Genomic DNA, 11,081 nt, shown 5'->3' with positions numbered 1-11,081 from the left:
CTTGAGCTCGGCGAGCTCGCCGCGCACGTCGACGGTGATCTTCTGGCTGAGGTCGCCCCGCGCGACCGCGGTGGTGACCTGGGCGATGTCGCGCACCTGGTTGGTCAGGTTGTCGGCCATGAAGTTCACCGAGTCGGTGAGGTCGCGCCAGGTGCCGGAGACACCGGGTACGGCGGCCTGGCCGCCGAGGATGCCCTCGGTGCCGACCTCGCGGGCGACGCGGGTGACCTCGTCGGCGAAGGTCTGCAGCGTCGCGGTCATCGAGTTGAGCGTCTCGGCGAGCTCGGCCACCTCGCCGCGCGCGGTGACGGTGATCTGCTGGGTCAGGTCGCCGCGCGCCACCGCCTGGGCGACGAAGGAGATGCCTCGCACCTGGCTGGTCAGGTTCGACGCCATGAGGTTCACCGAGTCGGTGAGGTCGCGCCAGGTGCCGGCGACCCCGGGTACGACCGCCTGGCCGCCGAGGCGGCCCTCGGTGCCGACGTCGCGGGCGACGCGGGTGACCTCGTCGGCGAACGACGAGAGCTGGTCGACCATCCGGTCGACGGTGACCTTGAGCTGCTCCATCTCGCCGGACACCTCGACCGTGACCGTCCGGGAGAGGTCGCCGTTGGCGACCGCGGTCGTGACCAGCGCGATGTCGCGGACCTGGTCGGTCAGCCGGGAGGACATCGTGTTCACCGCGTCGATCAGGTCGCGCCAGCTGCCGTCGGCACCACGGATCTTGGCCTGGCCGCCGAGCTTGCCCTCGGTGCCGACCTCGCGGGTCACCCGCGTGATCTCGTCGGCGATCGACGAGAGCCGCCCGACCAGCAGGTTCACGCTGCGCGCGAGGCGGAGCGGCTCACCGCGCAGCGGCTGTCCGACGTTGCCCACGTCCATGCGCTGGGTCAGGTCGCCCTGGGCGACGGCCGAGACGACCCGGGCCAGCTCCCCGGTGGGGCGGACCAGGTCGGCGACCAGCCCGTTGGCGGCCTCGACCGAAGCGGCCCAGGCGCCCTCGCCGTGGCCCTGCTGCAGTCGCTCGTCGTGCCGCCCGTCGCGTCCCGCCGCCCGCCGTACCCGCGCGAGCTCGGACGCCAGGTGCTGCTGGCGGTCGGCGATGTCGTTGTAGACCAGGGCCAGCTCGCCCAGGACCCCGTCGGAGGCCGGGGTGAGCCGTCGGCGGAAGTTGCCGTCGCGCATCGCGGTCAGCGCCTCCAGCAGTCGCCGAAGCTGTACTTCCTCGCTCACGACGCGGGGTGCCCGAGCCCTCGTCGTCCTCCCCGTCCGTGTCGTGGTTGCTGCAGGTGGCATCGCGCCGCCCCTCCTCGAAGGGTGTGATCCGTGACACACGGCCCCGCTGCAGTCTGTCACCATGACCTCGGCGGGGAAATGAGAAGCAGGAGCCTCGATGCCGAGCACAGCGAGGGAGAGCATCCGAGGGTTCCCGTCGGACGAGCGTTCGGTGCCCGAGGCACGCTGGTTCGTCCGGCGCGAGCTCGAGGCGTGGGGTGCGGCCGACCTGGCCGACCGCGCCATCCTGGTGACCAGCGAGCTGGTCACCAACGCCGTGCTGCACGCCGGCACGACCGTCGAGGTGCGGCTGCTTTTCGACGACTCCCGGCTGCGGCTGGAGGTGCAGGACCTGCACCCGAGCCGGACCCTCGCCCCCACCGTGGCGCGCGCCGTCGACGACGCCGAGCACGGCCGCGGCCTGATGATCACCGGGGCCGTCTCCTCGTCCTGGGGGGTCGCCTACACGGACACCGCGAAACGGGTCTGGGTCGAGTTCGACCGGGCGCCGCTCCCGGGTCCGGCGCCCGCGGAGCTCGCCGGCCTCACCGAGGTCGCCGGGGTCGCCGAGGTCGACGGCGCGGGTGGCGTGCTCGTCGCGGTCGTGGAGCTGACGGCGTCCGGCCTGGTGCGCGGCTGGAACGACGACGCCGCCCGGCTGCTGGGCTGGACCGCCACGGACGTCGTCGGGGAGTCCTGGCGCGAGCTGGTCGACGGGACAGGGTCCGGGCCCGACGGGCCGTCGGAGACGGAGCACTGGCAGGGCGAGCTCGGGCTCCGGACCAAGCGCGGCGGCGTGCGGCCCGTCTACGCGGCCCAGCACGTCGTGCTCGGCCGGGACGGCTCGGTGCTGCTGCTCGTGCCGGCCGAGCAGCGCGGGCTGCTCCAGCGCGCGGCGGCCCCCGCCTCGGCGGCCGCCTCCGACCCGGTCGGGCTGCGGGACGAGGCGCTGACCCAGCTCGGGCTCGACGACTACCTCGACCTCGCGGTCGAGCGCTGCCGCGACGTGGTCGGGGCCGACGCGACGTACCTGCTGCTCGCCCGCGACTTCGACACCGAGCTCGAGATCGTGGCTGTGAGCGGCCTCGACGCCCGGCTGCGCGGGCTCCGGACGGACCGCGACGCGCGCGGGACCCTGAACCGGTCCGACCCCCGGCTGCCGCTGGTCGAGCTCGACCTCGCCGAGGGGGAGGTGCCCCTCCTTGAGGGCACCCGCTGCCGCTCGCTGCTGGTCGTGCCCGTGGTGGTGGAGGGTCGCGTGGTCGGCGCGCTCGGCGCGGGCCTGGCGCACCCGGCGGGCCCCGACGACGGGCAGGCGGCGCTGCTGGTCCGGGCCGCCGCCTCGCTGGCGATGGCCACCGACCGGGCGCGGCTGCGCGCCGCGAACCTGGAGCGGCGGCACTGGCTCGGGCTGATCGACGAGGCGGGCGTGCTGCTCGCCGGCTCCCTGGACCAGGAGATGACGATGGCGCTGGCCGGGCAGGTCGTCGTACCCCAGCTGGCGTCCTGGTGCGCGATCCACCTCCGCGACGAGCGGGGTCATCTCGCGCTGGCACAGGTCTGGCACGAGGACGAGCTGCAGGTCGGTCTGCTGCGCGAGGTGCTGGAGGTGACCGAGGCCGAGAAGCTCCAGAGCTCCCGCGAGGAGGCGCTCCGGGGACCGTTGCAGACCCTTCCCCTGACGGTGCGTGGGCGCGAGATCGGCTGGCTGACCCTCGGCCGGCCCGACGCCGCGCCGCTGACCGGCGAGATCCTCCAGGTGGCCGAGTCGCTGGCCCGCCGGGCGGCGATGGCGATCGACAACGCCCGCGCGCACGGCGAGCTGCAGGCGTCCGGCCAGGCGCTGCAGCGCAGCCTGCTGCCCCCGTCGATCGAGGTCCCGCCAGGGATCGACGTCGGCGTGGTCTACGAGCCGGCGGGGGAGAGCGCCACCGCCGGCGGCGACTTCTACGACCTGTTCCCGCTCGGCGACGGCCGCTGGTGCTGGGTGGTCGGCGACGTCTGCGGCACCGGCGCCGAGGCCGCGGCCGTCACCGGGCTGGCCCGGCACACGATCCGCGCGCTCGCGCTGGCCGGCTTCCCGACGGGCGTGACCCTGGAGCGGCTCAACTCCGCCATCCTCGACGAGGGGGAGCGGGCGCGGTTCCTCACCCTCGTCTGCGGCGTGATCGAGCCGGTGCGCGACGGCCGGGCCCGGCTCGACCTGGTCGTCGCCGGGCACCCGCCGCCGTTCCTGGTGCGCGACGGGCGGGTCGAGCAGGTCGGCCGCCCGCAGTCGCTGCTCGGCGTCGAGGAGCGGGTGGCGTACGCCGAGGACCACCTCGAGCTGCGCCGCGGCGACCTCCTCGTCGCCGTCACCGACGGCGTGCTGGAGCGTCGCGACGGCACCCGGATGCTCGGCGAGGAGGGCGTGATGGAGGCCGAGCTCGTGGCGGCCGCCGGCTGGCCGGCCCAGGCGGTCGCCGACCGGGTGCTCCGCCTGGTCCTGGACTTCGTGCCGGGCGCGCACCGCGACGACATGGCGATCCTCGCCCTCCGCGTGCCGGACGGCTCCTGATTCCCGCGAATCCGGGGCGCGGCAGTAACGCAACAGGGACAATGAGCCAGGTGAGCAGCACCGCCCCCCTCGTCGACGTCGACGCCCTCTGGGTCCGCTTCGGGCCCGTGGACGCCGTCCAGGGCATCGACCTGTCCGTCCCCGCCGGTACGGCGACCGCCCTCCTCGGCCGCAACGGCGCCGGCAAGTCGACCACGATGCGCGTGCTCGCCGGTGTCATCCCGCCGACCGGAGGCCTGGTGCGCGTCGCCGGGCTCGACATCCGGCAGGACACCCTCGCGGTGAAGCGGCTCACCGGCTACTGCCCCGACGTCGGCGGCCTCGTTCCGCGCGCGACGCCGTGGGAGCACCTCCAGCTCGCCGCCCGGCTGCGCCGCATGGAGGTCGGCTGGGAGGCCCGCGCCCGCGACATGCTCGAGCGCTTCGACCTCGGCGCCGCCACGCACCGCGTCACCGCCGGCTTCTCCCACGGCATGGGCCGCCGCATGTCGGTGATCCTCGCCGCGTTCCACAAGCCCAAGGTCCTGCTCCTCGACGAGCCCTTCGACGGCGTCGACCCGCTCGGTGTCGAGGCGACGATGGAGGTCATCGCCGACGCGCGCGCCGAGGGTGCCGCCGTCCTCGTCTCCACCCACCTGCGCGAGCTCGCGGTCGAGGCGTGCCAGGACACCTACGTCCTGCGCGGCGGCCAGGCCGTGGCGCAGCTTCCCGCCGCCCAGATGTCCGGGGAGGAAGGTGCGCGTGCCTACCGCAGTCTCCTCGACTGAGGCGCCGCCCTCCGCGAGCCGCCGCACGTCATGGCTGCGCGAGCAGCGCCGTGCCGTCGGCGACGTCGGCCCGCTGCTGCGCTTCCGGGCCGCGTCCGTGCGCGGCCGGTCGCGCACCGCGCTGGTCCTGGTCACCTCGACCATGCTGGCGCTGACCGTCGTCGCCGCGTGGTTCCCGGCGTTCCTGCCCGAGGGTGACGAGCGCCGGTCCGACGTGCTGCTCCTGCTGCCCTCCGGCTACGTCGGCGTCCTCGTCATCGCCATGATCTCCGCCGCCGCCTCCGGGGGCGGGCGCGAGCTGCTCCCGCGCGAGCAGGGCGTCGCGTACCCGGTCAGCGCGACCACCGACCACCTCGGCGCGCTGCTCATGGCGCCGCTCAACATCGCCTGGATCGTCCAGGCGTGGACCCTGCTGGGCGCGACGGCGTACGTCGTCGGCCCCCGCTGGACGCTGCCGCTCGCCCTGGCGCCCACGCTCATCTGGCTCGCCGCGGCGACCGCGATCGCCCAGGTAGCGGCCTGGACCATCGAGTGGATCCGTCGTGGCTACCGCGGTGTCCTCACCGTGCGGCTGATCACGATCGCGCTGGCCCTCGGCCTCGGCCTGCTCATCGTCACCGACAACCTGGTCAAGGTCCTCGACAAGAGCCCGACCGTACGGATCCTGTTCGGCGTCCTGTACGGCGCTGACGCGCAGGTCTGGCCGTGGCTCCAGGTCGTGGCTGCCCTGCTCGCGATCACCCTCGTGGCGGTCTCCCTGGGTGCGATCGCGGCCGGAGCGGTGGTGCGCCGACCCGCGCGCGACGAGCTGCGCGAGGAGAGCTCCGTCCGGGAGGCGAGGGGCAACCCCACCTCCGACTTCGTCGCGCTGCTGCGCACCGACCGCGTGGCGATCTGGCGGTCCGTGCCGCTGCGCCGCGGTCTCGCGGTGCTGGCCCTTCTGCCGGGGCTGGTCGCCCTCGCCGGCGGCCTGGACTGGCTGATGCTCAGCATCCTGCCCGGGCTGGTCGCGTCCGGCGGTGCACTGCTCTTCGGCGTCAACGCCTGGTGCCTCGACGGCCGCGGAGCGCTCTGGCGCGACAGCGTGCCGGTCTCGCCCCGGCTCGGGTTCGCGTCCCGCGCGGTGGTGCTGATGGAGGTGCTCCTCCTCGTCACCACCCTCACGCTGCTGATGGGTGCGGTGCGCGCGGGTGAGCCGACCCTGTCCCGGGTGCTCGCGGTGGTCTGCTGCGGGATCGTCGTGACGATCCAGGTGGTCGCGACCGCGCTGCGGTGGTCGGTGAAGGCGCCGTTCGCCGTCGACCTGCGCAGCGCCCGCGCGACCCCGGCCCCGCCGGTCGTGATGGTCGGCTACTCGGCGCGCCTGGCTTTCTCGACCACGCTCACCGGGATGGTCTTCGGGGTCGCGACCTTCGCCCCGTGGTACTGGTCGCTGCTGCTCTCGGTCCCGTTCGTGCTGTTCTCGACACGCAAGCTGATCTCCACGTCGAACGCGTGGGCCGACCCCGAGACCCGAAGCCGGGTCGTCGCGACGGTCGCCAGCTAGCCCCGGTCAGTCCCGGCTAGTCCTGCGGCTGAAGGCCGGCGGTCGCGCACTCCGTGAGCGGCTGGATGACCTCCTGGTTGGCCTTCTCCTGCTCGCCGCTGAACATCAGCGTGAACATCGACTTCAGCTTGTCCTCGGTCAGCACCTTGTCGAGGCAGGCCTTCGTCTTCTCGTCCATCTGACCCCCGGAGGCCAGCGCCTCGTTCATCAGGGCCGGGACGTCGGCGCACTCGAACAGCACGTCCGTGGCCGCCTCGGCGTCGTCGGGCTCCATCACGACGTTGGTCATCGGCTTGGCCTTGAGGTTCTCGTCGAGGAACTTGTACTCCTTCAGCTTGTCGACGCCGATCTCGTCGACGAAGCCCTCGCCGATGCAGTCGGCCTCCTCGCGCTTCATCGTGAACACGCTCTGCTGCGCGCCCTCCTGCTCCTTCATGATCGAGTCGGAGATCGCCTTCGAGGCGGCCTCGTCGTCGCCACCCCCGCAGGCGGTCAGGGACAGGAGCAGTCCGGCGAGCACGGCGAGGCGGGGAGCGGGAGACATGCCTTCGACCCTAGCGACGGCCGACCGCGAGGAGCGCGGCGAGGGCGTCGGTGCAGTGCGCGACCAGCGCCGCCTCGGACGTCGTACGGCGGGCCGGCGGCTCTGCCGACCAGGTCAGGGCGTGGTCCTCGACGTACGCCCACCAGGCGTGCACCACCCGCGCCTGCTCCGGCGCGACGCCGAGCGCGGCGACCACCCGGTCGGTGGCCTCCGCCCAGATCGCGTCGTACACCTCGACCAGCGACACGTCCGCGGACCCGGTGCCGTGCACGAGGGACAGGTAGAAGTCGCGGCGCCGGTCGATCTGCTCGACGAACAGCCGCACCATCTCCGCCACCTGGGCGTCGGGGGCGAGTGCGTCGTCGGCCCGCGTGTTGCGCAGGATGCGCCGGCCGGCGGCCTCGATGCACGCGCGGTGGAAGTCACGCTTGGTCGGGAAGTAGTGGAACAGCAGCCCGCGCGAGATCCCGGCCTCGGCGGCGACCTCGTCGAGGGACAGGTCCTGGATCGGCTTCTCGACCAGCTTGGACAGTCCGATGCCGAGCAGCTGGCGACGACGGTCGTCTCGCGACATCCGTGTCCTCGTCGTCCCGACCGTCACGCTGTTGAGCATTGCTCAACAAGGCTCTAGGGTCAACCGCATGGACTTCAGCCCCTCGCCCCGGGCCGCCGACCTCGCCGCGCGCGTCCGCACCTTCGTCGACACCGAGATCGCGCCGATCGAGCACGACTACCACCGCGAGATCACGCGGCTCCGCGAGTCCGGCGGCGACCCGTGGCAGCCGCTGCCGGTGCTCGATGAGCTCAAGACCAAGGCCCGGGCGCAGGGCCTCTGGAACCTCTTCCTCCCGGCCGGTCACGAGGGCGACTACGCCGAGCGGTTCGGCACCGACGGCGGCACCGGCCTGAGCAACGTCGACTACGCCTCGGTCGCGGAGGAGACCGGCCGGTCGTTCATCGCGCCGCTCGTCCTCAACTGCAACGCGCCCGACACCGGCAACATGGAGGTGCTGCTCAAGTACGGCACCCCCGAGCAGCGCGAGCGGTGGCTCGAGCCGCTGCTGGACGGGCGGATCCGGTCGGCGTTCACGATGACCGAGCCCGACGTCGCCTCCTCCGACGCCACCAACATGGCCGCGACGGCGGTGCTCGACGGCGACGAGGTCGTGGTCAACGGCCGCAAGTGGTGGTCGACCGGTGCGGGCAACCCCGACTGCAAGATCTTCGTGTTCATGGGCCTGACGGACCCCGACGCCGATCGGCACAGCCGGCACACGATGGTGCTCGTGCCGCGCGACACCCCGGGCGTCACGATCGAGCGCCGGCTCACGGCCATGGGGCTGTACGACGAGCCGCTCGGCCACGCCGAGATCTCCTTCGACGACGTCCGGGTCCCGGCGAGCAACATCCTGCTCGGCCCAGGCCGTGCCTTCGAGATCGCGCAGGGCCGGCTCGGGCCCGGCCGCGTGCACCACTGCATGCGCCTGATCGGCCTCGCCGAGCAGGCCCTCGAGCTGGCCTGCCGCCGGGCGACCGAGCGGGTCGCGTTCGGCCGCCCGCTCGCCAAGCTCGGCGGCAACGCCGAGCGCATCGCCGACGCCCGGATCGCCATCGACCAGGCCCGGCTGCTGGTCCTGCACGCCGCCTGGAAGCTCGACACCCAGGGCAGCCGCGCCGCGCTCTCGGAGGTCAGCCAGATCAAGGTCGCGGTCCCGCTGATGGCCCAGCAGGTGATCGACATGGCGATCCAGCTGCACGGCGCCGGCGGCGTCTCCGACGACTTCCCGCTCGCCGCGGCCTGGACCAGCGCCCGCACCCTGCGGCTCGCCGACGGTCCCGACGAGGTGCACCGCGGCGTCGTGGCGAAGCTCGAGCTCGCGAAGTACCGATGAGGGTCCTCGTCACCGGCGCCGCCTCCGGGCTCGGCGCGGCACTCACCGCGGCCTTCCGAGCCCGCGGCGACGACGTGCTGGCCACCGACCGCACGCCGCCCGAGGGCGGCCTCGCCCTCGACGTCACCCACGACGCCGACTGGGCGGTCGCCCTCGAGCGCGTCGAAGGCGACTGGGGCGGTCTGGACGTGCTGGTCAACAACGCCGGCATCGCCGGCGGCGGTCGGGTCGACGTCTGCACGATCGAGGAGTGGCAGCGGCTCGTCGACGTGAACCTGCTCGGCGTCGTTCGCGGCAGCCGCGCCTTCGCGCCGCTGCTCAAGCGGCAGGGCAGCGGCCGGATCGTCAACATCGCCTCGCTGGCGGGGCTCGTGCACCCGCCCGGCATGGGCTCCTACAACGCCGTCAAGGCCGCGGTCGTCGCGTTCTCCGAGACGCTGTCGCACGAGCTGGCGCCGTACGGCGTGGGCTGCACCGCCGTGTGCCCGTCGTACTTCCGCACCGACCTGATGCGGCACGGCGCCGGCTCCGACACCGACGTCGCCGCCAAGGTCGCGCAGCTCGTCGAGCAGTCGCCGATCACCGCCGACGACATCGCCGCCGCGGTGCTGCGGGGCATCGATGAGGGAGCGGACCTCGTGGTCCCGGACGAGCCCGCCCGCCAGGCGGTCGCCCTCAAGCAGCACGACCGGGCGGCCTACGACGCCGAGATGCGGCGGACCGCCGCGCGGCTCAAGGAGAGAAAGGCATGACGACCGAGCACAACCCGGCCGGTGCGGTCAGGGACGAGGACGCCTTCGACGTCGACGCGGTGGCCTCGTGGCTGCGTGAGCACGCCGACGACGCGACCGGGCTCGACGGCACCCCGGACGTCACGCAGTTCGCCGGCGGTGCCTCCAACCTCACCTACCGGCTCGACTGGCCGAGCGGGCGCTCGCTGATCCTGCGCCGCCCGCCGGCGGGCGTGAAGGCCAAGGGCGCCCACGACATGGGCCGCGAGCACACCATCCAGTCCCGGCTCGCCCCGGTCTTCCCCTACGTCCCCGCGATGGTCGCGTTCTGCCAGGACGAGGCCGTCATCGGCTCGGACTTCTACGTCATGGAGCGGTTGCCCGGCACGATCGTCCGCGCCGACCTGCCGCGTGACGTCGCGCTGGACGAGGCGGCCGCCCGCGCCCTGTGCGAGACCTTCCTCGACGTGCTCGCCGAGCTGCACCAGGTCGACGTGCACGCCGCCGGTCTCGACGACCTCGGCAAGGGCGAGGGGTACGTCGCCCGCCAGGTCGGCGGCTGGTCCGAGCGCTACCGGCGCGCCCGCACCGACGACGTCGGCGACCTCGAGGCCGTGATGGCGTGGCTCGACGCGCAGCAGCCGGCCGACGTCGCGACGACCGTGATCCACAACGACTACCGCCTCGACAACGTGGTGCTCGACGGGCTCGGCACCGGTGCCGCCCGCATCACCGGCGTCCTCGACTGGGAGATGGCCACCCTCGGCGACCCGCTGATGGACCTCGGCGGCGCGATGGCCTACTGGATCCAGGCCGACGACGAACCGGCGTACCTCGCCATCCGCCGCCAGCCCAGCCACCTCCCGGGCATGCTCACGCGTGCGGAGATGGTGGCCGGCTACGCCGCGCGCACCGGTCACGAGGTGCCGCCGGAGCGGTGGCGCTTCTACGAGGTGTTCGGGCTCTTCCGGCTGGCGGTGATCGCCCAGCAGATCTACTACCGCTTCCACCACGGGCAGACCACCAACCCGGCGTACGGCGAGTTCCTGCAGGTGGTCCGCTACCTCGACACCCGCTGCACGCGGCTCGTCCAGGAGGCGGGCGGCTGATGGGTGTGCTGTTGCTGGTCCGGCACGGCCAGGCGTCGTTCGAGGCCGACGACTACGACGTGCTCTCCGACACCGGGCACGCGCAGGGACGCGCGTTGGGCCGGGCGCTGGCCGCGCGCGGGGTCCGGCCCGACCTCGTCGTGCGCGGGGCGCTGCGCCGGCACCGCGAGACCGCCGACGCCACGATCGAGGCCGCCGGCTGGACCGCGGCCGTCGAGGAGGACGACGGCTGGGACGAGTTCGACCACGTCACCACGATCGCCGGGATGCCCGACTTCGCCTTCGTCCCCGGCGAGACCTACGAGCAACGCGTTGCCCGCGCCGACGACCTCATCTCCCGGTGGGCGTCGGGCGAGCACGACGCGGACTACCACGAGGACTTCCCGACGTTCTGCTCCCGGATCGACGCGGCCCTGGCCCGTGCGCTCGCCCGGGTCGACGCGTCCGGAACCGCTGTCGTGTTCACCTCCGGCGGGCCGGTGTCCTGGGTCACCGCGTCGCTGCTCGACGGCGGCGTGCCCGTCTGGGCGCGGCTCTCCCGCGTCGTCGTGAACTCCTCGGTCACCAAGGTGGTCCACGGCCGCCGCGGCGCCTCCCTCGTGACTTTCAACGACCACAGCCACCTGGAGGCCGAGCCGAGCCTCCTCACCTACCGCTAGG

The 11,081-nt window shown here is 73.4% G+C and carries 10 protein-coding genes; 7 read left to right on the top strand and 3 right to left on the bottom strand.

Annotated features, from left to right (window positions below; translation table 11 throughout):
• Positions 1-1,233, bottom strand: a 1,233-nt coding sequence (locus ETU37_RS17070) for a HAMP domain-containing protein (protein WP_240755794.1), incomplete at its 3' end; no start/stop codon positions are given.
• Between the two features lie 160 nt (positions 1,234-1,393).
• Between ETU37_RS17070 and ETU37_RS17065 the strand changes: the two genes are divergently transcribed.
• From ETU37_RS17065 to ETU37_RS17055, 3 genes are read left to right on the top strand one after another with little or no spacing between them, the layout of a single operon-like run.
• On the top strand, positions 1,394-3,832 hold the full coding sequence (locus ETU37_RS17065) for a SpoIIE family protein phosphatase (protein ID WP_129988560.1): 2,439 nt from the start codon (positions 1,394-1,396) through the stop codon (positions 3,830-3,832).
• A gap of 50 nt (positions 3,833-3,882) precedes the next feature.
• Entirely contained in the window at positions 3,883-4,599 is a 717-nt protein-coding gene (locus tag ETU37_RS17060) for an ABC transporter ATP-binding protein (protein ID WP_129988559.1), read from the top strand.
• A complete protein-coding gene (locus tag ETU37_RS17055; protein ID WP_129988558.1) occupies positions 4,574-6,145 on the top strand; it encodes a hypothetical protein in 1,572 nt (523 codons plus the stop codon). The genes ETU37_RS17060 and ETU37_RS17055 overlap by 26 nt, the downstream gene beginning before the upstream one ends.
• A 16-nt stretch (positions 6,146-6,161) precedes the next feature.
• Here the strand turns inward: ETU37_RS17055 and ETU37_RS17050 are convergent, their stop codons facing one another.
• Positions 6,162-6,689, bottom strand: a complete 528-nt coding sequence (locus tag ETU37_RS17050; RefSeq protein WP_129988557.1) for a hypothetical protein — start codon at positions 6,687-6,689, stop codon at positions 6,162-6,164.
• Positions 6,690-6,699: 10 nt separating this feature from the next.
• The gene (locus ETU37_RS17045) at positions 6,700-7,263 is read right to left on the bottom strand and encodes a TetR/AcrR family transcriptional regulator (protein WP_129988556.1); all 564 of its coding nucleotides are present in this window, start codon (positions 7,261-7,263) and stop codon (positions 6,700-6,702) included.
• 67 nt (positions 7,264-7,330) lie between these two features.
• Between ETU37_RS17045 and ETU37_RS17040 the strand changes: the two genes are divergently transcribed.
• From ETU37_RS17040 to ETU37_RS17025, 4 genes are read left to right on the top strand one after another with little or no spacing between them, the layout of a single operon-like run.
• Entirely contained in the window at positions 7,331-8,581 is a 1,251-nt protein-coding gene (locus tag ETU37_RS17040; protein ID WP_129988555.1) for an acyl-CoA dehydrogenase family protein, read from the top strand.
• Positions 8,578-9,333 carry an SDR family NAD(P)-dependent oxidoreductase gene (locus ETU37_RS17035; RefSeq protein ID WP_129988554.1) on the top strand — a complete coding sequence of 252 codons (756 nt, stop codon included), beginning with the start codon at positions 8,578-8,580 and terminating at the stop codon, positions 9,331-9,333. Before ETU37_RS17040 ends, ETU37_RS17035 begins: the two co-directional genes overlap by 4 nt.
• Positions 9,330-10,421, top strand: a complete 1,092-nt coding sequence (locus ETU37_RS17030; RefSeq protein WP_129988553.1) for a phosphotransferase family protein — start codon at positions 9,330-9,332, stop codon at positions 10,419-10,421. Before ETU37_RS17035 ends, ETU37_RS17030 begins: the two co-directional genes overlap by 4 nt.
• Positions 10,421-11,080 (top strand): histidine phosphatase family protein, encoded by a 660-nt coding sequence (locus ETU37_RS17025; protein ID WP_129988552.1) that lies wholly within the window; start codon positions 10,421-10,423, stop codon positions 11,078-11,080. Before ETU37_RS17030 ends, ETU37_RS17025 begins: the two co-directional genes overlap by 1 nt.
• Position 11,081 lies beyond the last annotated feature (1 nt).

Source organism: Nocardioides iriomotensis (genome assembly GCF_004168035.1).
Taxonomy (GTDB): Bacteria; Actinomycetota; Actinomycetes; order Propionibacteriales; family Nocardioidaceae; genus Nocardioides_B; species Nocardioides_B iriomotensis.
This window is presented reverse-complemented; position numbering and strand designations above follow the sequence as displayed.

Excerpts from the sequence above, each read along its gene's own strand:
- ETU37_RS17040 (WP_129988555.1), top strand. The coding sequence starts at position 7,331 with ATGGACTTCAGCCCCTCGCCCCGGGCCGCCGACCTCGCCGCGCGCGTC.
- ETU37_RS17025 (WP_129988552.1), top strand. The coding sequence starts at position 10,421 with ATGGGTGTGCTGTTGCTGGTCCGGCACGGCCAGGCGTCGTTCGAGGCC.
- ETU37_RS17030 (WP_129988553.1), top strand. The coding sequence starts at position 9,330 with ATGACGACCGAGCACAACCCGGCCGGTGCGGTCAGGGACGAGGACGCC.
- ETU37_RS17065 (WP_129988560.1), top strand. The coding sequence starts at position 1,394 with ATGCCGAGCACAGCGAGGGAGAGCATCCGAGGGTTCCCGTCGGACGAG.
- ETU37_RS17035 (WP_129988554.1), top strand. The coding sequence starts at position 8,578 with ATGAGGGTCCTCGTCACCGGCGCCGCCTCCGGGCTCGGCGCGGCACTC.
- ETU37_RS17050 (WP_129988557.1), bottom strand. The coding sequence starts at position 6,689 with ATGTCTCCCGCTCCCCGCCTCGCCGTGCTCGCCGGACTGCTCCTGTCC.
- ETU37_RS17045 (WP_129988556.1), bottom strand. The coding sequence starts at position 7,263 with ATGTCGCGAGACGACCGTCGTCGCCAGCTGCTCGGCATCGGACTGTCC.